Origin of the sequence: Chryseobacterium piperi (assembly GCF_002285635.2) — a bacterium.
Taxonomy (GTDB): Bacteria; Bacteroidota; Bacteroidia; order Flavobacteriales; family Weeksellaceae; genus Chryseobacterium; species Chryseobacterium piperi.
The window spans coordinates 4077288-4103041 of the sequence record NZ_CP023049.2 but is presented as its reverse complement, the minus strand read 5'-3'; the positions used below and the strand labels follow the sequence as shown (position 1 = coordinate 4103041).

Genomic DNA, 25754 nt, shown 5'->3' with positions numbered 1-25754 from the left:
AAAGAAACTAAAAACTAAAAACCATGAGAAATTATTTGCAAATAGTGGACAGACACAGAGCCTCACAAGGTCTGAGGCTGGCCAATTACCTGATTGATCTTGTATTCAGCTACATCTTTATTCTTATTGCATTCGGGGCACTCGGTGTTGTTTATGCGCTTGTTACCGGTAATTCGGTAGAAGAAATAGGCTATGAAATGGAGAATATGCACCCTTTACTGGACAGACTGGTTACCCTTACCGCCTATCTTCTGGTCATGTTCCTTACCGAAACTATAAGCAAGGGAAGAAGCTTAGGAAAATGGATTACCGGAACCAAAGTTATTATGATTGACGGTACCCCCCCTACAATAACCAATTACCTCCTGAGAAACATCATCAGAGGGATTCCATTTGTTGACCAATTATCATTTTTAGCAGATAAAAGCGGACTGCATGATACATGGAGCCAAACCAGAGTTATTGTAAAGAAAAATTATGAAGCTGAATTACAGTTAAAAAGCGATATAAACAGCTTGGGCACAAAAGAAATTATATAAAAAACTTTGTTTAAGTCAGAAAAATTTTTATATTTGCACACCTCAAAAATGGTACTTTGGCCGAGTGGCTAGGCAGTGGTCTGCAACACCATCTACAGCGGTTCGAATCCGCTAGGTACCTCAAACAGTATTGTAAATCAATGACTTACAATTATAAGGGACTAAAACAGGGACATTAAAAAAGTTCCTGTTTTTATTTTTATAAATACAACTAGAGATCATTAAATTTATCCATAGCACTAGCTTTGATTTCATCAGCAATGTCAATATAAGGTTTCATTGCCTTATAATCACTATGGCCAGTCCACTTCATCACCACATGTGCCGGAATACCTAAAGATAATGCATTACAAATGAATGTTCTTCGACCTGCATGAGTTCCTAATAAAGTATACTTTGGAAAGACTTCATCAATTCGTTGATTACCTCGATTGTATATTCCGGATAAACTGACCACCTAATTCCTGATAAAATTGACCACTAAGAATGAAGTCAAAAACGGTATCTATAAGATGGGTTAAAAATATAAAATTATTATTTAGTCTGCACCGATTTTATTATCAGCTTTTTTTCTTCTCAAAGATTCCCCTTTAAGGTCTACTCTCAGGGAGTTGTGAACCATTCTATCCAGTATGGCATCCGCAATTGTCTGTTCCGCAATTACTTCATGCCATGCACTTACAGGTAATTGAGAAGCAATGATCGTAGAACGCTTTCCGTGTCTGTCTTCAATGATTTCCATAAAATCCTGCCTTTTAAGATTATCCAGCGATTGCAATCCAAAATCATCAAGGATAATGAGATCCTGTTTTTCTATACGGTCAATTTCTTTGAGATAAGAACCGTCAGCTTTTGCCATTTTCAGTCTGGAAAACAGTTTATTAATACTGAAGTACATTACTTTATATCCCATTGTACAGGCTTTGTAGCCAATAGCTGTAGCAATAAAACTTTTTCCTACTCCCGTACTTCCTGTAATAAGGATATTCTGTTTTTGGGAGATAAAATCACAAGAGGATAATCTTCCGATGGTATTCTTGTCAATATTTCTGGAAGTACTGGCAGTAATTTCTTCCATAAAAGCCCTGTATCTGAACTTGGCAGAGGTAATTAATCTTTCAACTTTTCTGCTTTCCCTGTCATCATATTCAGCCTCGATTAAATAAGCGATAAGCTCGTCATTGGTGTAGGAGATGCTTTCTGCTTCCATCGTAGTGTTAAAAGCTCTGTGCATTCCGTGGAGCCTTAAATCTTTCATTTTTTCTAAAGTAGCCTGATTCATAGGTGTATTATTTAAAATTATTATTTGTTATTATATTTTGCTTTTCCGACTATAAATGGTTATTCATAGTATTTTCCTCCTCTTATATTTTTATGTTTGGGAAGTTTCTTTTCTTCAAAAAAATCATCATCATCCTGAAGATTATCCAGTCCTCTTTCCAGGATGCTTTTAATCATGGCAAGACTGTATTTTTCATATCCCAAAGCCCTTTTACAGGCATTATCCAATCTTATGCTTCCAATCTTTTTTGATAGGGACAATATGCCTAAACAGGTTTTATAGGACTGCTCGGGATGTTGCTTTTTCTCCAGTATTTTAATAATGTACTTTTCACAATATTCTCCTATGGATGTTCCCCATGAGATAAATCTGGAAGGGTTCCACTCGGTCATGAACTGGTAGGAAGAAGGCATGTGTTCCTTGACTGTTGTGTACTGATATTTAGCATGGATTCTATTATGAAAAGCTATTCTGCGCTGGTCAAAGTAAATCTCCACACTGTTTTTGCTGTAAATGATGTTTACTTTTTTTCCGATGTAGCTGAAGGGAACACTGTAATAATGCTTGTCCCTGCTTAAATACACATGGCTGGTTTTATGGACAGTGGCACGGGAAGTATACTTTAACTGATACATCACCAAAGGAAGCGGAGATAGTGCAGGTTTTTCCACCTCACGAAAAACATCTGCTCTAGAGTATTTTTTCCTTTTCATAGGTGTTTCATTATAACCTTCCAGTAGATTTTCAATGGCTTTATTCAGAGCCTCCAGGCTAAAGAAGTGCTCTTTACGTAAGGGCGCAAATATGCGGGTATAAACAATGCGTACAGCATTTTCCACCAAGGCTTTGTCTTTGGGATGATAAGCTCTGGTAGGAAGTATTGTCGTGCTGTAATGAGAAGCAAAATCCAACAAAGAATCTGTTATCACAGGCTCATATTTATGGCTCTTTTTTACTGCTGTACGCAGATTATCCGTTACTATGGCAGCAGGAACACCTTCATAATAATGAAGTGCTTTGGTCAGGCTTGATAAAAAATCGTCTTTCCCCTGTGTTTTTGTAGCTTCAACGAAAGTCATGCCGCTGGCTCCCAGAATACCTACAAAAACTTCAACCTCGTGTTCCTCTCCTGTAGAAGAATCTATGATACGGAGTTTTTTGCCTGTATAATCCACAAACAGCTTATCGCCTGCTTTATGTTCTATGTGCATCGATGGATTTACCTTTTTGCACCATGCTTGGTAATAATGGCAGAAACGGGAGTATTGATAACCTGAGGGATACTTCTCTATATACTCCTCCCATAAAATGTATCGGGTTACTCCTACACGTTTGAGCTCCTTGGAAATGTAAGGAAACAAGGATTCAAGTTGCTTTTGCAGATTGTCTTTATCCCTTATCTCTGTAGGTGGAGCATCAAATAAATCGTCTAAATCCTCATCGCTCAACTCCAAAAGTTCTTCGTAAGTAAGCTGATGTTCATGGAATAAACTAATGTATTTCTTTGCTGTATTGCGTGATATACCCAATTGCTTGCTCAATTGCAATTTACTCACTCCCTGGGTATATAATCGTAATAATTGTTTGATGTTCAACATGTCTATTTTTTTATTAGCCATTGGTATTTTTCTGGCTAAGTTATTAAGACACGGTTTCTGGCATTTTCAGGTGGTCAGTTTGCTCAGGAATCAGCTGCTCAATTTGGGAGGAATAGAATGGTGTAGAATCCTTCAAAATTGACCATCTCAATCCTGTGAAAATGATCAGTTGATTCCTGAGCAAATTGACCATGGTATTCCTGAGCAAATTGACCACCAAAAAAAAGTCAGAAAACGTGTCTTGAATAACTTAGCCAAAAAATACCAAATGGCTAACAAAAGAATAGACATGTTGAACATTAAACAATTATTACGATTATACACCCAGGGGGTAAGTAAATTGCGGATAAGCAAACAACTGGGTATCTCACGCAATACTGCTAAAAAGTATATCAGCCTGTTCCATGAACACCAGCTTACATATGACGAGCTGATAGAGCTGAGTGATGAAGATTTAGATGATTTATTCGAGACTCCGCCAACCGATATAAGGGATAAGGACAATATTAAAAAACAACTTGAATCGTTGTTTCCTTACATATCCAAAGAACTAAAACGTGTTGGGGTCACCCGTTATCTGCTATGGGAAGAATACATAGATAAATACCCTTCAGGCTACCAATATTCCCGCTTTTGCCATCATTACCGGGAATGGTGTAAAAAGGTGAACCCTTCCATGCATATTGAACATAAGGCTGGGGATAAACTTTTTGTGGATTATACAGGAAAAAAACTTCACATTATTAATAAAGAAACAGGAGAACAACAGGAAGTTGAGGTCTTCGTATCCATACTTGGAGCCAGTGGCATGACCTTCGTAGAAGCTACAAGAACCCAGGGGAAAGAAGATTTTCTTGGAAGTCTTACCAAAACCCTGCATTATTATGGAGGAGTTCCCGCAGCTATTGTTACCGATAACCTGCGTACAGCCGTAAAAAAGAGCCATAAGTACGAACCTGTCATCACTGATTCTCTTCTGGATTTTGCTTCCCACTATAGCACTACAATACTTCCTACGCGTACCTATCATCCCAAGGATAAGGCTTTGGTTGAAAATGCGGTACGCATTGTGTATACCCGCATTTTTGCTCCATTGCGTAAAGATCACTTCTTTAGCCTGGAAGCATTGAACAAAGCTATAGAAAACCTGCTGGAAGGATATAATGAAGCTCCCATGAAAAGAAAGAAGTATTCCAGGGCTGATGTTTTCCGTGAGGTTGAAAGACATGCATTATCCCCACTACCAGCTATGATGTACCAGCTCAAGCATTCTGCACGTGCTACCGTTCATAAGACCAGCCATGTATATTTAAGTAAAGACCAGCATTATTACAGTGTTCCGTTCAGCTATATTGGTAAAAAAGTAAACATTATTTTTAGTAAAAATACAGTCGAGATTTACTATGACCAGCGCAGAATAGCATTCCATAACAGAATCCTGGCTAAATATCAGTATACGACTGTAAAAGAACATATGCCTTCATCTTATCAGTTTATGACTGAATGGAATCCCTCCCGGTTTATCTCTTGGGGAAGGTCTGTCGGGGAATATTGTGAGCAGTACATCATCAAAATCCTGGAAAAGAAACAGCATCCTGAGCAGTCCTATAAAACCTGCCTGGGAATCCTTTCATTATCAAAAAAGATCGGCAACATAAGACTTGACAATGCCTGTAAAAGAGCGTTGGGATATGAAAAATACAGCCTTGCCATGATTAAAAGTATTCTGGAAAGAGGGCTGGATAATCTAACCGATGACGATGCATTTTTTGAAGAAAAGAAACTGCCTAAACACAAAAACATAAGGGGCGGAAAATACTATCAGTAACATCTACAATCATTAACAATTAAATCATTAATACAAAACCTATGAATCAGGCAACATTAGAAAAAATGAAACATTTAAAGCTCCACGGGATGCACAGGGCGTTTTCCACAACAATGGAAACAGGAAGTATCTCCTATACCAATGATGAACTTATAGCCTACTTGATTGAATCCGAGTATGACGACAGGGAAAGCAGAAAGGTAGAAAGATTGATTACCACAGCTAAGTTCAGATACAGGACATTTATGGAAGAGATTACGGCCTCTTCTTCCAGAAATATTGATAAGAATACTATTGGAAGATTATCTTCCTGCGATTTTATATCACAGAAACAGAATATTCTTATTACCGGCAGTACAGGAGTTGGAAAAAGTTTTATCGCAACTACCATTGGATACAAAGCCTGTACAATGGGATATAAAGTCATGTACTTCAGCATCAACAAACTCTTCTCAAAGCTTAAGATGGCTAAGGCAGACGGATCTTACCTTAAAGAGATAGACCGAATAGAAAAGCAGGATCTTATTATCCTTGATGATTTTGGATTACAATCCCTGGATAATCTTAAACGTCAGGATTTTATGGAGATTATAGAAGACAGACACGGAAAACGTTCCACTATTATTGCTTCGCAACTGCCTGTAAGTGCCTGGCATGAAGTCATTGCGGAACAAACAATAGCCGATGCAATACTTGACAGAATGGTTCACAACTCCCTGAGAATAGACCTTAAAGGAGAATCGATGAGAAGAAAAAAAGCTGATCAGAAAATCAGCTCAGAGTAAAGATTTATTTTATATTTTTAAACCATCTTTTAGACACCTTTTTTGACTTCATTCTTAGTGGTCAATTTAATCAGGAATTAGGTGGTCAATATCACTGGAATTTACAATATAAAAGTTGTACGAATAATCTCAGTGTTAAACATGTCTCATAAAATAAAGTGGATAGTTAAGAGCATTATTTTCTTCAAAAATCTGGAAGCCCACTTTTTGATAAAACTTAACATTTTCAGGAGCTGTAGTTTCTAAAATTATGGTATGCCCAGAATAAAAATCTAAAGTCTCCCTAATCAGTCTTCCTCCTTTACCTTTACCTTGTGAAGACGGCTTAGTTCCCATCAACCAAAGATGGATGTAATTGGTACTGTTATGATTACTTTTTAATACCCTTTCTCTTTTTAACACTTTAAAAATGTTAGTTAAGCCAATAACGTTTAAGGCTAGGTCAATTTCTAAAAGTAATCTTTTGAAAGTAAATTTTTTTGAGTGTAAAAAAAGTATAACAGAATCATTATCTTCATTAATAAAGACATTCCCGAACATCAAAGCCATTCTAAACTGGAACTTAAATAATCCTTGTAATTTCTTTTTACGATCTTTATCAAATCCAACTATAAAGTTGATTGAGTTATCAATATAGATCTTCTCAAAACTATCTACTAAAATTTCAATAATTTTTTTTTCTTGTATTTTTTTCGCGCAAATCATAATAATAAAGTCACTAATTTAACAATCTTTGATAATTATGTACAATATCTTAGGATACTTTATTAAATTAATTTTTTATATAACAACACCCATAGTTGTATGAAAAATAATTGATATTATCATGTGAAAATTGAATTATTTAGATTTTCCTCAACCTATTCCTTTTCTTAATATTGAAGGAAAATCACCCATATATTTCTATGAGGCAGTCAGTTTGAAGATTTACCCAGTATTTATATGGTGTGCTTTGACATAATAGGGCATGCGAAATTTATAATGCTATAATCTAAACTATCAGATCTGAATTGAAGCATATATTTTTGTTTTGCCATATTGTCGTTTTTTGAGATTAGTTGTTGAAATTTACTGTTTCTCTCATTTTCTAAAAGTCAGTATTTCAAAAGATTCCTCTACCCTTATTAGAAATTTACTCCCTTTAGTATTCTGGTTTTTATCAAGAAATAACATAATAATTCGGAGAAGAGTAAGAAAAATTAAGAGTATAAAAATTATCGCTCCAATTCCTAATATAGTATAAACTGCCATCTCTTTTCCAAAATTATTAAAAGTATATTTTGTTATAATTGCGTATATCAAAATGAATATACTCCAGAATTTGATTGCAAAAATGTTGTTTTTAGTCATTCTATCGTTTTTTGAGATTTTTAATTGACATATTTTTATTAAAAATTGAATCTCCAACAAAAAGTTGAGGATTGATAGGTTAATTGTCGATACTCATGTATGCCAAATAGGAAAGCGTCCTGGGAATTTCTTTAAATTAATTATTCTCCTTACCCAGGCTATTAGAATTTCTATATTTTCCCTTCAGTACATAATTAGCCGTATATAGTGAGAGTTTTGAAATATCGATATCCCATTGAGGATTACTTTCATTGACGACCATCAAATTTCTGTCTGATAAATCAAACTTTTCTACAAAACAACAATAGAGTAACTTACTCATTACAACCTGAACATATTTCCCTTCATTACTTAATGTACAGGATAGAGAGTACGTTTTTTCACTATTAATGATCAATTTTTGGGATAAAATTTTTTCCTGTAAAAACATAACCTTTCCTTTTGAAATCCAACCACTTAATCTTTTCACCCTACCTTTATTAGATAAAACAAATCGAGATTCAAAACCGGGAATCGGAATTGACACCCAGTGCTCTCCGGGAAGATCTTTAATTGACAAATTAAAACATGAAGGAGGGTTGTCTTTGTCTATTAAGGGTTTACCAAGCTTCTCCCACAGATACTTATTAAGTACCCCATTTAAGGTATCTGGAGTTTTTACCATATAAAACTCCTCTTTTTTAGGAGGATTATCTTGCAAAAACCACCGAAATGTCCCTGAGGTTAAGATGTTTTTATTTATAACATCCATAATGCTTTCACAAGCAATACCCAATTTTTCCTCTGCAGCATATATACTTTCAAAACTAGCAATAAAATCTCCTCCTATAGTATATTGACTCACTGGCTTCATGTAATCGACATGTACGTTTTTTGCCCGATTCTTACGAAAGGTATTAAGGCGTTTCTCTTTGACTGAAATTTTCTTTAAATTAGTACTATGTTTATTAAATACGTTATTATCTTTATATGAAATCACAAAAGAACGATCCTCCATATCAAATTTTTCAACAAAATGATAGTACACCAAACGAGCAACAGATCTTGTATACTTACGACCGTTCAAAGATAATCCGCAGTGAACATTATAAACATCAGTTTTAAGATAGTTATTATACTGTTTGGTAAAAAGTAACTTTCGGATTTTTTGGGAAACCCAATGTTCTCCTCCTAATGATATATGAGAAAGACGACTCAGGCTCTTCACCCTTCCGTAATTGGATATCTCATAATTCTCAAAACCTTCAATCTGCTTCCATTGCTCATACGGAAGGTTTTCTAAGGAATGGTTATAGAGAACTTTTTTTACATATTCGTCCTCTAGTTCTTGTGGCAGTTTCATAAAATAAAATTATTAAGTATACCTGAATCTATTATTTTATCGAATTTTGTAGACTAATTAATCAAATTTTGAGATTCAGATAACTATTCTTCACCTATTTCTTCAGCCTCTTTCTTCATTCTCTCTTTGATTATAAAAATTATCTAATATTTTTCCAAGTAGAAGACCCAAAACTGTACATAATGAGAGAAGAATCTTTACTGTTAAATCTTGTAATAACTCTATTCGAAATGATAATAAAGTGATGATTGCGACAGTAATTCCAAATATTGAAATAAATAGTAAAATTTTATATTTTTTCATTTTATCGGGTTTTGAGATTATTTATTATCTTCTTTTTTCAAAAGATTATACAATTTAGTACCATCATTATATTCATAGATTACTTGAAAAGGGGTATTCAAATGGCTATCTAAATTTTTTGTCAAGAAGTCAATTTCATAATTCTCAACAATTACTCTTGCATCATTTTCAGGAACATTAAAGCTTTGCATCAAATAATCTATATTAATCTTTAATATATCATTCTTAATATGAGTATTTTCCATCATTTTTTGATATTATTAGTGACGATTATTACTAAAATTCTCGTTATAATATAACTCTGCTTTTACTTCTTTTTGAGCATCAGTTAGTCCACTTTCTTTCAATGCATCTTTATATACTTGTTTAATGAAATCTTTTTCATCATCTTTGAGCTTCAATGCATTACTCATTAGAAATGGTAATAACATCTCTCTGTTTGAATTAAAATTTCTGGCAATCAAAAGTAGATCATATATTGGTGTTTTCATAGATATCTTTTTTTGAGATTTGTTTTGTATATCGACAAAGTATGATGATTGGAGAAGTGTAGACTTTCAAAGCAGGAAGATTCAGTTAACAACTGGACTGAGCAAAAACTTTTTTCATCTTGCAAATCTGTAAAATTTCCTAAAAAGTAAAATTAAGTCTGCATTTTACCAATACCTTATTAGTTATAGTATTAATATCTATTATTATTTGTCCTTTTAGAAACGTAGAAAGTTGGCTCTGAACATTTTTCAATTGAAGTAATTGTAAAAGTTTCTTTTTTTTGTTCTAATGTTTCTTTGATAACTGTTGAACAGGATACTTCATCATCTGTAATTCTTTCCACAACCCAAACTATTGTTGAATTTGACTTGTGAAAAATTTTGTCGCCTATATTAATTTCTTTTGTTTTCATTTTTTAATTATATTTTCTCATAAATAGATTTACACCTTCAATTGCATTTAATATTCTTTTTCTGTCATTAACTTCGTCAAAATTTCCATGAGTCGCCTCGTTTCTTATTCCAGCCCAAGAAGTAATATCTTTTAGATCTTGTTTATTAATGATTTCTTCCTCATATATTTTTTTAGAGATTGGATCAATTGTCATTTTTATTCCATCTAAATTTACTTTTTCCTTTTCTGCAAGTTCTTTTAAATATTCTTCTAATGATGCTCCCATTAAAATTGCCGAAGCTGCTGGGTGAAATTTTTTATCATTTGCTAAATCTATAGCTTGTCTCATAAAATCGCTAATGATATCTATTTTTATATTATATTTTTCTGATGCAAATAGATCTAAATCTAAATTTAAGTAATCTTTGAGAGATTTTAAAACTTCTTTAGCAATCCAAGCTTTTTTATTTTCAGAATCTGTATATTGATTTTTATTTGCCTCATAAAGAGCTTTATAAAATTCAGTATTTTCGCCCACATAGTTTTTTACAAATTGAATTGTAGTGATAAAAAATGAATAACAAATAGAATTTGTCCATTCTTTTGAATTTTTAGGTAGGATATTGTCAATCTCTTGAATTTTGACTATTAATTCATCAGTGTTCATAATATTTATTTCCTATATATTTTTGTCAAATACGCTCTTTTATGAGTTTTCATTTTAAGTAAAAATTGAGGGGAGTTTCATTAATTAATTTTCTAATTCTTTCTTCAATAGTATTTATAGACATTCGGTAAACTTCCCTGTCTTTCAGACAAATTCAAATTATCTTCCATCTAATCGCTTTGTGATATTAATTATTATTTTTCTTTTTTAAAACCTGAAGAAATTTTTCTATAATTTTATTAAATATAAACATTGAAATAGTCAAGATTAATAGAGTAATAAATAAAGCCTGAGTCTCTATAGAAAAGTATTTTACATCTTCGATTAATGAAAGTGCCCAATTATAGATTAAAAGAATAATATCGGAATTTATAATCAAAATAATGAAAGCTATAAATAATGTGATTCCAAATGAAATAAAATCATTTATTGTAAAGCTAGTTTTTGTTTCCATCACTTTTTGAGACTATTTGTTGAATAAATAATTATAGTTCTATATTGAAATGATCACGGTTTAGTTTAGTCCGAATACCATATAAATCTTTTCTCATAGCAATTGCTAAATTATTTAATGCTGTCACGTCTGGTTCAAAAATAAACTTCTTCATTGCTATTATTACATTATCAGATCCAAAAAGTGACATATTTATAAACTCTATAGAGATTTCATTTTTAAGCCTGTCTATAGAATCTATATCGGGGCGATTTATAATAAGAGTTGTTTTTCTTTATCATAATTTACGAGCACATAACACATTAAAATTATTGCTTTATATCTTATTTCTTTTGTTGACTGTTTAGCATCATTTTTTAATTTTCTATTTGCCACTAAAAAATCAAAAAAGCTTTTTATAAGTCCACCAATTCCAACTAGTCCAATTCCGGTTAATATCTGATCTGTTGACATAGGTATTTTAGTTATTTTTTAAATATAAATATACAATTAGGTTTCTATCGTTTTTGTGAGATTTTAATGTCAATTAAATTTTTTTTGATTTCTTTTCTACTATCCTTGGGTAACGTACCCCTGTCATCAATATGTATTTTTACATTAAAATATAAATTATAATTCCATATTAGTGTACGGAGCATTTCATTGAAGATAATAATATCATTAGCAAATGCAGTATGCTTCACAGATATATCACGTCTCAATACATCTCCTTTTCGAGCTGATTTATGCTCGGTGACATTCTCCGTTTGTAAAAACCAAGGTTCTATTGCTTTTTTAATATATGATGCAAATTTTAAACAGGTATCATGATTATCTGCTTCAATTACAACAAAAAAATTGTGTTCAAATTGACCATTATAATTGTTCATAGTTAATTGATCGTTTTTTAAGACTATTTTGTTTCCCTTATCTAAGATTTGATTATTCTGTGAAATGTTGGTTTTGTTTAATTATAGATCTATTAAAGTTAGTCAATGTTGAGCTTTTCAAAGAGTATTCTATTTCTCTTTCTAGCATCATCTAATACTTTTTCAAATGGCAATACCTCAAAATATGCAGAGTAGTATTTACTTTTAACTTTAAAATAGCCTTTACCATCAGGAGTTTTTCCGAACTCTCTGTTTTTTAAAACTTTTTCTAATGAAGGAGTAATATCACAAATAATATAAACATAGAAAGGAGTTTTGTCAGTTACTTCGATCGTTCTTCTATTTCGTCCTTTTACTTTCTTGTCCAATAAACTATCAATGTATTTTTCAGTCTGTTCAATTGGATTTTTTTCTTCATTATAGTCCTGATAATTATCCCTCATCGGCTTTTTAAACTCTACAATTGTGAAAGAATTATGGGGGGCCATCTTTGAATCAGAAAATGCAAAGACTTCGTTATAAATCAAGAGATCTGTTCTGTCTTTGCTATCTTGAGAAACTTCGTTAATGCTATTGAAAGTTTTGTCTGATGCCAGAAATGAATGATACGTTAATCTTTCATCAATCAACCAAAGATTTTGCTTGTCTGGTGTGATTTCATCAGATGTTGTTCTTATTGGAAAGAAAATATTATGTAATAAATCTTCATTTTCAAATTTACTTTCAGAGTTGACTCCAATCAGATTCTCAAGTAATTCTATTATAGTTCGTCTATGTACTACATATCTGGCTAAGTCAGATTTACCAATCTCATTAAATTCTGCTAAAAATTTTTCATATTTTTTAGCATATTCCTCATGATTTGTGATATCTTTTTTTTCATCCAGAAGCTTTATTTTTTCTTCCTTCACTTCTAATCTCCACTTTGCCTCAATTTTATATAATTCGATATCAAGTTTTTCTTTTGGCAGATCAGGAGCAAGTTTCATTACTTCAGATTTACGGTAGTTTAATGTGCTTCTATATTGCGGAAGTTCTTCAGTGATAGTAGGTCTATAATTTTCTACTTTTTGGGTTCTTATTGATTTCAAGAAATCTGATAGGATATCTTCAATGCAATTAACAGAAGCTCTTCTCAGCCTTGATAAATTAATATATAATGACTCTTCTTCTGTTCCATCATCCACGCCAGGAAAATTAAAGCCGATTCGCTCTGTATCTACATACTCATCTAAAAGATCTCCTACAACGTAAGCTTGATAAAAAAATTTTTCACCGTGCTCGTCCTTTATAAAAGATCTGCCTAAATCTATTATTCTTGTATATAAGCCTTCATTAACAACACTTCTGTTATGAGCGCAAAAGTGTATTTTATGGCTTTGGAATTCAAGAGATTTAGTTAAGAACAAAATGAAATCTTCGCCATCTAAATTAAACTCTCTCTTTTGGACATCACTTTTGAACTCTGCATTATAAAGGTTAAGCAAATTAAATTCAACATTATTTTGATTTCTTATTATTATCTTCGGAACTTGTTCCCTAATGAAGTATAATTGAAAATGGGCTACTATCTCTTTAGCAACAGAATGTAAATCAAAATCAAGATTTTTCTGATAATCTTCTTTATACGTTTTAAGCACTACTTTAGTTCCTGTAGAATCATATATAGGCTTAGGTTCCTCAATATTATGAAAGCCTTTTTTAGTATTTCTAAAATCAAAAGAAATAGCTTTTAAACTATCACTTTCATCTCTGAATTGGCTATAAATATTAAGTTCAGTAAAAGCTTTCAGGCATACAAATCTTCCAACGCCTTTGCCTCCTATTTCTATTTTATGGTCTGTGTCAGCCTCAACAAATGATTTCAAATTGTCAGCATTTAACCCTATACCATTATCGATGATTTCAAAAGAATGAATTGGATATCTATCTATTTCCGGAAGGCTACTTAGTACGTCATCGCCGCCCTTCCTTATACATTTTATAACAATTTCTCCTTCTGCTTTCTTCAAAAGAGCAGCTTTTTCCGCTTCTTCAATCGAATGAATAGAGTTACTTATTACTTCGAACAATGGCATTAAAGGTTTTGTACGAGGTAACCTCGTATTTCTTACTTTATTAGCAATATTTGATGTTGCGGATAGTGTTTCCATTTTGTACTGTATAGATTAGGCAAATTACGTAATTTTTATATACTTATAATGATTTTTTATATAGCTCGTTTGCTTTTAAATACCTTCTCTCATAGCTATTTTATAGTTTGTCGTAGTTATGATACAATCTAAATTACTACTTTTTTATCGACATTTTTTTATTTCTTCATTCGTATGATTATCAAGAATTTTAGCATAACGATAAAACTTTGCTCTAGTCAAACCAATTGGCTTGTAAATCTCCTCCGGAGCCTTAGTTGGATCTTTATACACAGACCGCATAATTATTAACTTAGAAATTGTTTCTTTTGAATACCCTTATTTATATTTAGTCCCTACTTTTAAAATCAGGGACTAAAACAGGGGTCGTCTATTGGTATTTATATAGTTTTACTATTTTCTAACAACTATATAAAACACTTAAAATCAATGAAATGAATATATATTAGGCTTTATTGTTATATGGATTCAAGAGCGCTAGGTACCTCAAAGAAATCCCTATTCTTAACAGTTTAGGGATTTTTTGTGTTTATTAATCAAAAAAATCCCCAGCATGGCACTGGGGATCAGAGAGTATAATTAAAATTTAACGGTAGTAGTATCATTTTAAAACCCTCAGTAAACTGAGGGTAATGAAACCATTGATGAAGATGGTTTACTATGACTTTGGATTGATACCTTAAAACTAAGGGTTAAATAATCCTTAGTTTATGACTCAAATCATAAGTTGGTGAATTTTTTATTAATAGTTTTGAATAACAATCCTTTATTAGTTCATCACTTAGTGTTTATCTTCTGACTTAAAGGAACTGATAATCATAACTTCCCTTAATCGGGAAGTTTTATTTGAAACACTTTTTAATACATCATATTTCTGTCTATTGGCTCTTCTGATATCAGAAGAGCTTTTTATTACAACAAGGAAAAGCAAAACTCTTATATGTTTAAAAAAAATAAGCCCTCATTTCTGAGGGCTTATTCTATCTAAAATTGATTGATCAATTATTCTTTAATAAATTTCTTTTGAGCCGAACCCTGAACATCTTCGATGTCGATTACATATACTCCATTAATCAATCTGCTTACATCAATCTTATTGTTTAAGATAATCCCACTAGATACCAGCTGGCCCGCTGCATTATAAAGTTTATAATTTGCTCTTTTGCTGATATTCTTCACATTCAACACTGTGCTCACCGGATTAGGATAAATCAAGATATCCGTTTGATTAGTTGCATTAGGCACTGGATTTTTAGAAATCCTCACGGTATAGTCTTCAACTTCCCCATTTGCGAAACTTAAACAATTTACAGGAATACCTTCTCTTTGCATAGCCACTCTCATCACTACATATTTATAATCCGTAGTACTGATAAATGCATCAGTTGGTACATTGAAAGTCCCTTTAACAGGTGTTGTAGTATTCGGTGAAGATACCAGAATTCTTTCATCAATGTCAAATGATCCATTTCTATCAAAGTCAATCCACACAGCTATTCCTTCATCATAGTTATTTCCGGTCCATGATTTTTCTATGGAAATCTCATTCCCTGTAGAACCTTGAATCAATTCTATAAATTTCGTAGGATCTCCTGTAAAGTCTGAATAGTTTGATGCGTCAGAAGCATTTTCCATCGTTGGTTTACCTGTAGGCTTTACCGTAACTTTTGAAATAAATTCACTCGCAGAGTTTCCGGAAGACATCTGACAATAAACTACGGTAGGTGTTGTAAAGTAATAAGGAGGTGTATAAGTTCCCGGTGTACCATTACACACATTAGCAACCTCCATTTCATACTTTGTCAGTTCGGTTAATCCTGTAATAATATAATTATTGTTGGTTAACGCCACTGTAGTCCAGCTCGGAATACCTACTTTTCTATATCTCAGGATATAAGTAGCTCCAGGGAAAGAATCCCAGATTACCGTAGCAGTGATTGGTGTTAAATTAGTGATCGTTAATCCCGGAGGCGGTAAATCACATGTTCTCTCCGTAGTAAATACCGCAGGAGACGACCATCCGTTATACGTAGTTTCGTTATCACACTTATTCGCAACCTGAACTTCGTAAGTAGTATAAACATTAAGGCCTGGTAAAAGATAAGTATTGGTTGGCGCTAAAGGTAATATAATATCAGCACTCCATCCTGTATTACCACTGCCCACTATTCTATATCTCATTTTATAAGAAGAGCTGGTTGCAAGTGGCGCCCAAGTTATCAAGGCAGAAGTTGTAGTAATATTACTTACCGTAACGTTTGGAGGTGTAGGATCACATCTTGTTAAAAATTCATTGTGAGAATAATTCCCAGGAATACTGTTACAAACTGCAGCTACTTCTACTTCATATAAAGTTGCCGGCAGTAAGTTTGTCAAGCTATAGCTATTCGTTGTTGCCGGAGCAACAACAGCAGGAACACTTACTGTAGTCCATGCTCCACCAGAACCTACAGGTCTGTATCTTACATTATAAGATGCGCCTCCAATATCCTGAGGCCATGTAATATTAGCAGCATTATGAGTAATACCACTCACCGTTACAGTAGGTGTTGCAGTACTGCATATAATTAACCTTACATTATCTACGGCAGCAGGAGGTTGAGTACCACCACTGCTGTCATTTCTCCATTCGAATACCAGACGCATGGTAGTACCTGCAAAGCTGCTGATGTTTAAATTAGCATTCAGATATGACTGCCATGTAGACTGCTGGTTATAATTATTTCCTAATTGTATTCTTCCTGTACCCGCTGTAATCTGTACACCTGCAGTAGGCATAAATGATGCAGGTACCAGCCATACTCTTAGGTAATCGTATGTGCTTTCTCCATTCCCTTTCCAATCAAAAGATAAAGTAGCAATAGAAGCTCCTACAGGAACAAGAATATCCCTGTACGCTTGAGTAACGCTGCTTAGCCCTGTATTGTAATTATTTGCAGTTCCATTATCTGAAATATAAATAGAATTTGCAGGGTTTCCTGTAGCTGAACCATATACCCATTTGTTAGGTTGAGTTCCGTTACTAAATCCAAAATCATTTGCTCCGGAGAAATTCTGATTATATGGAATAGTTGCCGGTATTTGTGTGGTAGTAAAAGTAGGACCCGCAACCCAAAGACTGCTGTCCGTTGAGCTACAAACAGATTTTACCCACCAGTAATAAGTCGTATTTGGAGCAAGAGACGGTAATGTCACTGAGGTCCCCGTACTTGTTCCTGTTGGTGCAGTTCCTGCAACTGGTGGCACATTGGTCGTTGTAAGATAATAAGCATATCCCATCCCTGGTGCCGGAGATGGTGCTGTCCAGCTTATTGTTGCAGAATTGGATGTTATTGTTCCAACAGACATCGCTGTAGGCACTTTACATGTAGGGATAATCAAATTGATATTATCAATAGCTGCCGGAGGTTGAGTACCACCACTGCTGTCATTCCTCCATTCGAATACCAGACGCATTGTCGTCCCGGCAAAAGTGCTTAAATCCAAATTGGTATTAAAATAAGTCTGCCAGCTCGTTTGTTGATTATAATTATTTCCTAATTGAATTCTTCCTCCTCCTGTTGGAATCTGAACTCCAGCAGTAGGAACATAAGATGCAGGTACCAGCCAAACCCTTAGATAATCATAAGAACTTTCCCCGTCTGCTTTCCAGTCAAATGATAAAGTAGCGGCAGTAGTTCCTGCGGGAACAGCGATATCTCTGTAAGCTTGGGTAACACTGGTAAGCCCTGTATTATAATTATTTGCAGTTCCGTTATCTGAAATATAAATAGAATTCGCAGGATTTCCAGCAGCCGAACCATACACCCACTTATTAGGCTGACTTCCGTTAGTAAAGCCAAAATCATTCGCTCCGGAGAAATTCTGGTTATATGGAATAGTTGCCGGTATTTGTGTTGTGGTAAAGTTTGTACCTGAAACCCAGATACTACTATCTGTTGGGCTACAAACAGATTTCACCCACCAATAATAGGTTGTATTCGGAGCCAGAGAAGGCAATGTCACTGAAGTTCCTGTACTTGTTCCAGATGGAGCAGTTCCTGCAACCGGTGGTGTACTTGAAGTACTGATATAATATGCATATCCATTGGCCGGAGCTGGAGAAGGTGCAGTCCATGCTAAAGTTGCAGAATTAGATGTAATAGCAGATGAAGTTAAAGCAGTCGGTATTAAGCATGTAGGAATAGATAAGCTAATGTTATCAATTCCTACTGGCGGTTGTGTACCTCCACTACTGTCATTTCTCCATTCGAAGACCAAACGCATTGTTGCTCCTGCAAAACTGCTGATATCTAAAGCCGGATCAAGAAAAGTCTGCCAGCTCGTTTGTTGATTATAATTGTTTCCCAGCTGGATTCTTCCCCCTCCTGTAGTAATCTGAGTTCCTGCAGTCGGAGTAAAAGTAGCCGGTACCAACCAAACTCTTAAATAATCATAAGAACTTTCTCCGTCTGCTTTCCAATTAAATGATAAAGTAGCGGTAGTAGTTCCAGCTGGTACAAGAATATCTTTATAGGCTTGAGTAATACTGCTGAGCCCGGTATTATAATTATTTGCAGTTCCATTGTCAGAAATATAAATAGAACCTGCAGGATTCCCTGTAGCTGAACCATATACCCATTTATTAGGTTGCGTCCCGTTACTAAATCCAAAATCATTTCCGGTAGAAAAATCCTGAATATACGGAATAGTGGCCGCTACTTGTGTAGTCGTAAAATTAGATCCTGCAATCCAGATACTTTTATCAGTAGCACTACAAACTGAACGCACCCACCAATAATACGTTGTATTTGGTAAAAGTGGTGTTGCGGTTGCTGATATTCCGGTAGCCGCTGTTCCGGTCGTTGCTGCCGTAGGAGGTGTATTGGTTGTACTAAAATAGTACTCATATCCTACGCCTGGTGCAGGAGTTGGTGCAGTCCAGCCCAATGTCGCTGTAGTAGCCGTTACTGCCGATACAACCGGAGCAGAAGGTGAAAGACATGTAGGAATTGACAAATTGATATTATCAATTGCTACAGGTGGTTGTGTCCCGGCACTATCATCATTAACCCACTCAAATACAAGACGCATTGTATTACCGGCAAAACTATTGACGCTTAACGTTGTACTAAGGTAAGTCTGCCATGTGGTTTGTTGGTTAAATTGACCAACCTGAATATTACCCCCTCCGGCAGTAATTTGAGTTCCTGCTGTTGGTGTAAAAGTAGCAGGTACCTGCCAAACTCTTAAATAATCATATGTACTTTCCCCACCTGCTTTCCAATCAAATGCTAAAGTAGCCACGGTAGAACCTGCCGGAATGAGAACATCCTTATAAGCATGAACTATACTCGTGTTACCTGTTGTATAAGCATTAGTTGTTCCTCCGTTATTCGAAATATAAATGGAGCTCGCTGCATTACCTGTCGCGGAACCGTATTCCCATTTATTGATTTGACTTCCATTAACCAGTGTGAGATCATTTGCCGTGGAAAAATCCTGAACATATGGCAAAGCTGTCGGGCCTTGAGCATATAACCCCACATCGATCAAACAAAGAAGAAGTATTAAAAAAATAGAAAATCTCTTCATAAGTTATCATTATTTATATTAATCCTACAAATCTAAATCGTTTTTTACTAATATTTAGTATACATATTAATATTTTTTATAATAATTTTACAATATCATAAAGGATTCTTGATTCAAAATATCAAGCATACAAGGGCATATAAGAGCTCTTTTATGATGTATTCTTTAATTTTCAAATGATGATGTACTCATTTTATATTAGAAATCAATTCCTCAGTTATGAAAATATTTTTCACACACTAGAAAACCGATTAAAAGTAATTATTACAAACAGTTTAAGATTTAAAGTAACTGATTTGTAAAAAAATACTTTACTTATATCAACAAAAAACGACCTCCGAAGAGGCCGCAAAAAACACAAATGATGAAAAAATCTATTTCTAGTATCGAAATAGAATATCGTAAATTAAAAATTCTATCTTTTTCAATATTTTATCCGGGAATAAAATCCCATCTTAAAAGTACTTCATTTCAATGATTAATATATCGTAATAATGTTTTATTTATTGTTTCTTGAAAATATTTTTTTATTTATTCCGAAGAAAATCTTAAAACATAGAAGAGTACTTATTTAGTTAGATTCTTTTAACCTGCAAGAGTTAAATCTTATTTTTAAAATTATTTATTCTTTTTCAGACCAACTGATCATCGCGGTAAATCCGCGAACGCCAGAAGAAGATCTGGGCATTAAAATTATTTTTCATATTTTGATATAATTTGGTATTCAAAAATAAAGATTTTATATGAACTTAATAAAAATCAACAGTTAAATCATCGTCACTTTATTAAAAAAGCTCAGTAATGCCTGATAATAATCCTCTTACAGCTTACAAAACATTCAATCTATCGATTCTTGAAAAGTTCGGTACAAAACGCAATTTCTATGCCTTCTCATCCAAAAATTAACAACTGGCTTCATAAATTAACATTCTTATGATTAAATTATAATTATTGACCTCAGATTCCCATTCATAATGAGAAAAAAGCCTTTTATAAAGGGTATTTATACTGCACGCCTATATTTTTTCTGAATTTTTCTGAATTTTTAACATCAGTTAACTAAAAGTTGGCTCCAAAATTGAAAACACCTACACAGCTCAAGTTATTTTTCACTTAAGCTCATTATATAAAATTTGAATTATGAAGAATATAGTATTAACAGGAATCGTGTCGTTATTTTTAATGACCGCTTGTAAGAAAGACGATCAGACGGCTGAAAAGTCATTAGAGCAGCAGAAAATTGAATTTCAGGCTAAGCAACTTGAGATAGAAAAGCAAAAACTGGCCATTGAAAAGGAAAAAATGGTTTATGAAGCTCAGAAAAAAGCAGATAGTATGGTCGAGGCTAAAAAAACAAGAGCAGTAGCATCCCATAATTCACAACCTAAAGTAATTACAAAAACAAGAACCGTATATAGAGACAGAGAGTCTCAATCAAATAACAACGGTTCTTATGCTAATAATGGAAATAACTCATCACAAGGAACTACTCAGAAAAAAGGAATGAGTAAGGCAGCCAAAGGTACCATCATTGGTACAGTAGGTGGAGCAGCAGCTGGTGCTATCATTAGTAAAAACAACAGAGGACTGGGTGCTGTAATTGGAGGTGTTGTAGGTGGTGCTACCGGTTATACAATCGGAAGGGCCGGTGATAGAAAAGACGGAAGAGTAAAACCACGGAATTAATAATTTTATATACAAGAATAAAAGATTGCTTATTTTTAAGCAATCTTTTTTTATGATTCTGATTTTATTATCTTCTATTCTCATTCTTTCAGCCTTATCAGGCCTTGGAAAAGCTATGGAATCTTTTGCAGGGACTTTGAACGGGATCGCCGGTAAAATCTTAGCCGGAATACTAACCGTTAGTACCCTATGGACTATGGTGTCCTTTTTTATTCCCCTGGATATTTATGTAGAAATGCCTGTAATTATGATAGGCCTTCTTTTCTTTTTTAAAGAAAGATTATATATTGAGTGGTACAGGTTCCTGAAAAAAGATATCTTTTTATTTTCTGCTGTAACATTAATTATCCTTTTTTGCAGTTCATACTATCCTTACATATTAGATCATTTTGGATATTATGTGCCCTCAATAAAATGGCTTTCAGAATACGGACTGATAAAAGGCATTTCCAATCTGGATCTCAGCCTCGGACAAATGTCAGTTTGGCATATTTTCCAGGCTGGATTTTCTAATTTCTCGGATCCTTTTTTAAGAATAAATGCCATTATTCTCCTTGTATATAGCATCTATATTATTGAAAAGCAATCATGGATCCAGCTCTTGTTTATTCCGGTTATGCTGTTATTTTCTCAATCTCCAAGCCCGGATCTGCCAGTCATTATCTTCTCATTAGTTATTTTAAACGAAATCATATCCGGAAATGCCAAGGCATCTCATCTCTTTCTATTCTCTGCTTTTGTTTTTGCCATAAAACCGACTATGATCTGGCTCCCTATTCTGGTTTTGTCCTACTCTGCTTTTATCATAAAACCCACCCTAAAAACTCTTATTCCTGGGTTCCTGTTAATTTTACTTTTCTTTCTTAAAAACATCTGGACATTCGGCTACCCTATCTTTCCCGTTCCTGTCGGTGATATCGGAGTTTACTGGAAACCTAATCCTGAAGTCTTAAAAATATCTTCTCAATATGCTATCCAAAAGACCTATGATATGCAGTATTCTTACGAAGAAATACAACAATTCACCTCATCAGATTATATTAAAAACTGGCTTTTCTTAAATGGGATCAAATCTAAAATTAATATTCTCCTGATCTTAGGACTCATAGGTTTCAGTATTTTTTCCTGGCGAAAAAAAGATAAAATGGCGTATTTAATTGCAGGCTCTTTACTTATTAAAAGTATTTTAGTTCTTCTTTTTTCTGCTCAATATCGTTTTTTTCTCGACGTATTTTTTGTGATCTTCTTCGTCATCTTTTTCAAATATTTCAATCGGCAAAAAGCACTCCTTATATTCTCAGCGATGAGTATTGCTGTAATCTTATTTTTATCCTTTCCTGCCTTTATTGCTACACATCTTCCCAGTTACAAAATGGCTTCGTTTATGGGAAAGTTTGAAAAAGAACAGCTATACAAACCTTCTGTGTACGAGCCAACATCTTTCAGCACTTTCAAAATAGGCAATCTGGAATTCAATGTATCTAAAAATTATCCTTATAATTTCGAAACACCCCTACCTGCTATTTCACCAGGCTACCTGATTGATGATATAAAAACGGACATTGTACCCCAGTTGATCCATAAAAATACTATTCAAAAAGGATTCTTCTGGAAGACGATGATTCCTGCTGAAAGAAAGCAAGCAGAACACATTATTAATTGCATCTCTAACACTGATCAATAGAACAATATACAAAGGCATTATTATATTAAGAAAAAGCCGTAAATTTGTACTATGTTCAATACTTTAGGTAATCTTCTCAGTCTTACCACATATGGAGAAAGTCACGGTGTGGCTTATGGTGGAATAATCAATAATTTTCCGGCAGGTTTAACTATTGACTTTGATAAAATTCAGTACGAATTGGATCGTCGCAAACCTGGTCAATCGGCAATTGTAACACAACGCAAAGAAAGTGACACAGTAAAATTTCATTCAGGAATATTTGAAGGGAAAACCACAGGTACTCCTATTGGCTTTGTCATTGAAAATGAAAATCAGAAGTCTAAGGATTATGATCACATTGCCAGTGCGTACCGTCCCAGTCATGCAGACTTTACCTATGACCAAAAATTTGGAATCAAAGACTATCGCGGAGGTGGAAAATCATCAGCCAGAGAAACAATGAATTGGGTCGTTGCGGGTGCGCTTGCTAAGCAACTCTTATCTGACATTGAAATCAATGCTTACGTTTCTTCCGTGGGCGAAATTTTTTGTGAAAAGCCTTATCAGGATCTGGATTTCTCAAAAACGGAAAGCAATGATGTTCGTTGCCCTGACGCTGAGACAGCCGAAAAGATGATTTCAAGAATCAAAGAAATAAAAAAAGAAGGAAATACTATTGGTGGAACGATTACCTGTGTCATCAAAAATGTTCCGGTCGGAATCGGAGAGCCTATTTTCTCTAAGCTACAGGCAGAACTTGCAAAAGCAATGCTTAATATCAACGCTTGTAAAGGCTTTGAGTATGGAAGTGGATTTTGTGGAGCAAAAATGACTGGAAAAGAGCATAATGATGCTTTTAACACTGACTTTACAACAAAATCCAATTTGTCTGGAGGGATTCAAGGCGGGATATCTAATGGAATGGATATCTACTTCCGGGTAGCTTTCAAACCGGTGGCAACTATCTTAAGACCTCAAGATAGCATTGATAAAGATGGAAACCCTGTTATCGTTGAAGGAAAAGGAAGACATGATCCTTGTGTAGTTCCTAGAGCTGTTCCTGTTGTGGAAAGTTTAGCCGCTTTCGTATTGGCAGATCTATTTTTAATTAATAAAACAAGAAATCTAAATAATTTCTAAATACATACACCATGAGCATCATGAAAGAATATTGGGATAAAGGGATCGGTTTTGAGGAATATGTTCACATTGGAAGACAAAGACTTGAAAGTCCTGACAATCAGAAAGACATTGATTATAAGCAATATTATGAACTGGGTCTTCAAAGAATGGATAGAACTTTAAAAAAGTACACCCCTGATGAAGAACAGCTCAAAATATTAAAATCTAAAAATTTTGACGGGAAAATTTTAATTATTTCCGAAGCATGGTGTGGTGATGCAAGTGCAACTGTCCCTGCTCTTATTAAATTTTTTGAAGGCAAAAATGAAGTCAGAATTTTTTTGAGAGATGGTGATAAAACTTTAATTAATCAGTTCCTAACCAATGGGACCGAGTCAATCCCGAAAGTCATTATTCTTAATGATGATTTTACAGTTAAAAATTCATGGGGACCTCGCCCTCAATATGGGAAAGAATTATTATTAAAATATAAAGCAGATCCTGAAGGATATCCAAAAGATGAATTTTATAATGATCTACAAATTTACTATGCCAAAAACAGAGGTAAAGATGCTGTACAGGAAATATTAGAATTATTATAAGATTCCATCTCAATTGGAAAACAGGAAGTAACAATAAAAAAAATAACAAATGAAAAAAAATATCGTTTATATTGTATTAATTGCCATTATCGGTATTATTGTTCTCATACCCGGTGTAAGGAACTTTTTGAAAGATCAGTTTTTTCCTATTGCTACTATTGAAAATGCAGTTACTGTAGGTAAAGATGATTACAATATCGAGCTTAAAGGGATTAATGCTCCAAGCACCAATCTTAAAAACTTCAGAGATAAACCTGTTTTTTTAAATTTCTGGGGAACATGGTGTCCCCCTTGCAGAAAAGAATGGCCTTCTATTCAGAAACTGTATGATACAAGAAAAGATCATGTCGATTTTGTACTGATCGCTATGAAAGATGAAGAATCAGCAGTAAGAAAGTTCCTTCAGGAAAATAATTACACGGTTCCTGTATATATTGCCCAAAGCCCTATTTCAGAAAAGCTATTGCCAAAAGTCTTCCCAACAACATTTGTACTGGATAAAACAGGAAGAATTCTAATTAAGGAAGATGCTTATACTGACTGGAATACAGAATTTGTGCATCAATGTATCGACAATATTGTCAAATAATTTTTTAACGAATTTTTATAAGTATTTGGTATAGAATTTGCGAAATTTATAACGTTGAAAATTTATTTTAAAACCAAACACAAAATGAAATATTCTAAGTTAAACCTGGCTAAAGAGGCCATCAACCACAAAGGGTTTGTGAAAAAAATTCCAGACATCTTTAGAATGGTTAAGTATTGGAAAAAGGGAATATACCCTATGAGATCTATTGATATCATTTTGCCTTTGTTAGGTATTGTGTATATCATCTCACCTATCGACCTTATTCCAGAAGTTGCAGTCCCTGTTCTGGGAGTTCTCGATGACTTAGCTGTTTTATATCTGGTGATTCCTAAATTGATAAAAGAAGTGGATAAATTCCTTCTTTGGGAAGTAGAACAAAAAATAAACACCGGAAACACCAAAATAATCGATGCACAGATTATAAAATAATTTACAAAAAAATATTCTTTCAGGCCGT

Annotated in this window: 22 protein-coding genes, 1 tRNA gene and 1 pseudogene; 10 read left to right on the top strand and 14 right to left on the bottom strand. The window is 33.9% G+C overall.

The window, feature by feature from the left end:
- Nucleotides 1-23 precede the first annotated feature (23 nt).
- Both CJF12_RS17920 and CJF12_RS17915 read left to right on the top strand, forming a co-directional pair.
- The gene (locus CJF12_RS17920) at nt 24-539 is read left to right on the top strand and encodes an RDD family protein (RefSeq protein WP_084675671.1); all 516 of its coding nucleotides are present in this window, start codon (nt 24-26) and stop codon (nt 537-539) included.
- A 50-nt stretch (nt 540-589) separates the two neighbouring features.
- Nucleotides 590-660: transfer RNA gene (locus CJF12_RS17915), tRNA-Cys, on the top strand.
- A 90-nt stretch (nt 661-750) separates the two neighbouring features.
- On the opposite strand, the pseudogene CJF12_RS17910 reads toward CJF12_RS17915, so the two are convergent.
- The 3 genes and pseudogenes from CJF12_RS17910 to istA (CJF12_RS17900) form a co-directional block, all read right to left on the bottom strand.
- Nucleotides 751-975 (bottom strand): annotated as a pseudogene (locus CJF12_RS17910) (site-specific integrase); the annotation flags it as partial.
- Nucleotides 976-1077: 102 nt separating this feature from the next.
- Complete coding sequence (gene istB, locus CJF12_RS17905) at nt 1078-1821, bottom strand: IS21-like element helper ATPase IstB (protein WP_034686117.1); 744 nt, start codon at nt 1819-1821, stop codon at nt 1078-1080.
- A gap of 59 nt (nt 1822-1880) precedes the next feature.
- Entirely contained in the window at nt 1881-3440 is a 1560-nt protein-coding gene (istA, locus tag CJF12_RS17900) for an IS21 family transposase (protein WP_034686118.1), read from the bottom strand.
- A 148-nt stretch (nt 3441-3588) separates the two neighbouring features.
- Here istA (CJF12_RS17900) and istA (CJF12_RS17895) point away from each other — a divergent pair, with 148 nt between their 5' ends.
- Nucleotides 3589-5247 (top strand): IS21 family transposase, encoded by a 1659-nt coding sequence (istA, locus tag CJF12_RS17895; protein ID WP_228423513.1) that lies wholly within the window; start codon nt 3589-3591, stop codon nt 5245-5247.
- A gap of 41 nt (nt 5248-5288) precedes the next feature.
- Nucleotides 5289-6032 (top strand): IS21-like element helper ATPase IstB, encoded by a 744-nt coding sequence (istB, locus tag CJF12_RS17890; RefSeq protein WP_095591070.1) that lies wholly within the window; start codon nt 5289-5291, stop codon nt 6030-6032.
- A 135-nt stretch (nt 6033-6167) separates the two neighbouring features.
- Here istB (CJF12_RS17890) and CJF12_RS17885 read toward each other — a convergent pair whose 3' ends face one another.
- The 11 genes from CJF12_RS17885 to CJF12_RS17830 form a co-directional block, all read right to left on the bottom strand.
- Nucleotides 6168-6737, bottom strand: a complete 570-nt coding sequence (locus CJF12_RS17885) for a GNAT family N-acetyltransferase (RefSeq protein WP_034687285.1) — start codon at nt 6735-6737, stop codon at nt 6168-6170.
- 781 nt (nt 6738-7518) lie between these two features.
- Entirely contained in the window at nt 7519-8724 is a 1206-nt protein-coding gene (locus CJF12_RS17875; protein ID WP_034687280.1) for an NUMOD4 domain-containing protein, read from the bottom strand.
- 320 nt (nt 8725-9044) lie between these two features.
- Nucleotides 9045-9275, bottom strand: coding sequence for a hypothetical protein (locus CJF12_RS17870; RefSeq protein WP_034687277.1), 231 nt, complete (start codon nt 9273-9275; stop codon nt 9045-9047).
- 12 nt (nt 9276-9287) lie between these two features.
- On the bottom strand, nt 9288-9518 hold the full coding sequence (locus CJF12_RS17865; RefSeq protein ID WP_034687275.1) for a hypothetical protein: 231 nt from the start codon (nt 9516-9518) through the stop codon (nt 9288-9290).
- Nucleotides 9519-9709: 191 nt separating this feature from the next.
- Nucleotides 9710-9931 carry a hypothetical protein gene (locus CJF12_RS17860; protein ID WP_034687272.1) on the bottom strand — a complete coding sequence of 74 codons (222 nt, stop codon included), beginning with the start codon at nt 9929-9931 and terminating at the stop codon, nt 9710-9712.
- A gap of 3 nt (nt 9932-9934) precedes the next feature.
- Nucleotides 9935-10579 carry a hypothetical protein gene (locus CJF12_RS17855; RefSeq protein ID WP_034687269.1) on the bottom strand — a complete coding sequence of 215 codons (645 nt, stop codon included), beginning with the start codon at nt 10577-10579 and terminating at the stop codon, nt 9935-9937.
- A 187-nt stretch (nt 10580-10766) separates the two neighbouring features.
- Nucleotides 10767-11033, bottom strand: a complete 267-nt coding sequence (locus CJF12_RS17850) for a hypothetical protein (protein WP_034687267.1) — start codon at nt 11031-11033, stop codon at nt 10767-10769.
- 252 nt (nt 11034-11285) lie between these two features.
- Nucleotides 11286-11486 carry a hypothetical protein gene (locus CJF12_RS17845; protein WP_034687264.1) on the bottom strand — a complete coding sequence of 67 codons (201 nt, stop codon included), beginning with the start codon at nt 11484-11486 and terminating at the stop codon, nt 11286-11288.
- 44 nt (nt 11487-11530) lie between these two features.
- A complete protein-coding gene (locus tag CJF12_RS17840; RefSeq protein ID WP_034687262.1) occupies nt 11531-11902 on the bottom strand; it encodes a hypothetical protein in 372 nt (123 codons plus the stop codon).
- 98 nt (nt 11903-12000) lie between these two features.
- Entirely contained in the window at nt 12001-14055 is a 2055-nt protein-coding gene (locus CJF12_RS17835; RefSeq protein WP_034687260.1) for an ATP-binding protein, read from the bottom strand.
- A 1002-nt stretch (nt 14056-15057) separates the two neighbouring features.
- A complete protein-coding gene (locus CJF12_RS17830) occupies nt 15058-19629 on the bottom strand; it encodes a fibronectin type III domain-containing protein (protein WP_051887386.1) in 4572 nt (1523 codons plus the stop codon).
- A gap of 1140 nt (nt 19630-20769) precedes the next feature.
- On the opposite strand from CJF12_RS17830, the gene CJF12_RS17825 reads away from it, so the two are divergent.
- From CJF12_RS17825 to CJF12_RS17800, 6 genes are all read left to right on the top strand, one after another.
- Complete coding sequence (locus CJF12_RS17825) at nt 20770-21315, top strand: YMGG-like glycine zipper-containing protein (RefSeq protein ID WP_034687259.1); 546 nt, start codon at nt 20770-20772, stop codon at nt 21313-21315.
- 52 nt (nt 21316-21367) lie between these two features.
- Nucleotides 21368-22999 carry an LIC_10190 family membrane protein gene (locus CJF12_RS17820; RefSeq protein WP_034687256.1) on the top strand — a complete coding sequence of 544 codons (1632 nt, stop codon included), beginning with the start codon at nt 21368-21370 and terminating at the stop codon, nt 22997-22999.
- Nucleotides 23000-23050: 51 nt separating this feature from the next.
- The gene (aroC, locus tag CJF12_RS17815) at nt 23051-24121 is read left to right on the top strand and encodes a chorismate synthase (protein ID WP_034687253.1); all 1071 of its coding nucleotides are present in this window, start codon (nt 23051-23053) and stop codon (nt 24119-24121) included.
- A gap of 20 nt (nt 24122-24141) precedes the next feature.
- On the top strand, nt 24142-24705 hold the full coding sequence (locus CJF12_RS17810) for a thioredoxin family protein (protein WP_034687246.1): 564 nt from the start codon (nt 24142-24144) through the stop codon (nt 24703-24705).
- A gap of 49 nt (nt 24706-24754) precedes the next feature.
- Nucleotides 24755-25294 (top strand): TlpA family protein disulfide reductase, encoded by a 540-nt coding sequence (locus tag CJF12_RS17805; protein ID WP_034687245.1) that lies wholly within the window; start codon nt 24755-24757, stop codon nt 25292-25294.
- 84 nt (nt 25295-25378) lie between these two features.
- Nucleotides 25379-25726: a YkvA family protein gene (locus tag CJF12_RS17800; RefSeq protein WP_034687291.1), complete on the top strand. Its 348-nt coding sequence runs from the start codon at nt 25379-25381 to the stop codon at nt 25724-25726.
- Nucleotides 25727-25754 lie beyond the last annotated feature (28 nt).

Coding starts and splice junctions, on each gene's coding strand:
- CJF12_RS17920 (WP_084675671.1), top strand. CDS start 24: ATGAGAAATTATTTGCAAATAGTGGACAGACACAGAGCCTCACAAGGT.
- istB (WP_034686117.1), bottom strand. CDS start 1,821: ATGAATCAGGCTACTTTAGAAAAAATGAAAGATTTAAGGCTCCACGGA.
- istA (WP_034686118.1), bottom strand. CDS start 3,440: ATGGCTAATAAAAAAATAGACATGTTGAACATCAAACAATTATTACGA.
- istB (WP_095591070.1), top strand. CDS start 5,289: ATGAATCAGGCAACATTAGAAAAAATGAAACATTTAAAGCTCCACGGG.
- CJF12_RS17885 (WP_034687285.1), bottom strand. CDS start 6,737: ATGATTTGCGCGAAAAAAATACAAGAAAAAAAAATTATTGAAATTTTA.
- CJF12_RS17875 (WP_034687280.1), bottom strand. CDS start 8,724: ATGAAACTGCCACAAGAACTAGAGGACGAATATGTAAAAAAAGTTCTC.
- CJF12_RS17870 (WP_034687277.1), bottom strand. CDS start 9,275: ATGATGGAAAATACTCATATTAAGAATGATATATTAAAGATTAATATA.
- CJF12_RS17865 (WP_034687275.1), bottom strand. CDS start 9,518: ATGAAAACACCAATATATGATCTACTTTTGATTGCCAGAAATTTTAAT.
- CJF12_RS17860 (WP_034687272.1), bottom strand. CDS start 9,931: ATGAAAACAAAAGAAATTAATATAGGCGACAAAATTTTTCACAAGTCA.
- CJF12_RS17855 (WP_034687269.1), bottom strand. CDS start 10,579: ATGAACACTGATGAATTAATAGTCAAAATTCAAGAGATTGACAATATC.
- CJF12_RS17850 (WP_034687267.1), bottom strand. CDS start 11,033: ATGGAAACAAAAACTAGCTTTACAATAAATGATTTTATTTCATTTGGA.
- CJF12_RS17845 (WP_034687264.1), bottom strand. CDS start 11,486: ATGTCAACAGATCAGATATTAACCGGAATTGGACTAGTTGGAATTGGT.
- CJF12_RS17840 (WP_034687262.1), bottom strand. CDS start 11,902: ATGAACAATTATAATGGTCAATTTGAACACAATTTTTTTGTTGTAATT.
- CJF12_RS17835 (WP_034687260.1), bottom strand. CDS start 14,055: ATGGAAACACTATCCGCAACATCAAATATTGCTAATAAAGTAAGAAAT.
- CJF12_RS17830 (WP_051887386.1), bottom strand. CDS start 19,629: ATGAAGAGATTTTCTATTTTTTTAATACTTCTTCTTTGTTTGATCGAT.
- CJF12_RS17825 (WP_034687259.1), top strand. CDS start 20,770: ATGAAGAATATAGTATTAACAGGAATCGTGTCGTTATTTTTAATGACC.
- CJF12_RS17820 (WP_034687256.1), top strand. CDS start 21,368: ATGATTCTGATTTTATTATCTTCTATTCTCATTCTTTCAGCCTTATCA.
- aroC (WP_034687253.1), top strand. CDS start 23,051: ATGTTCAATACTTTAGGTAATCTTCTCAGTCTTACCACATATGGAGAA.
- CJF12_RS17810 (WP_034687246.1), top strand. CDS start 24,142: ATGAAAGAATATTGGGATAAAGGGATCGGTTTTGAGGAATATGTTCAC.
- CJF12_RS17805 (WP_034687245.1), top strand. CDS start 24,755: ATGAAAAAAAATATCGTTTATATTGTATTAATTGCCATTATCGGTATT.
- CJF12_RS17800 (WP_034687291.1), top strand. CDS start 25,379: ATGAAATATTCTAAGTTAAACCTGGCTAAAGAGGCCATCAACCACAAA.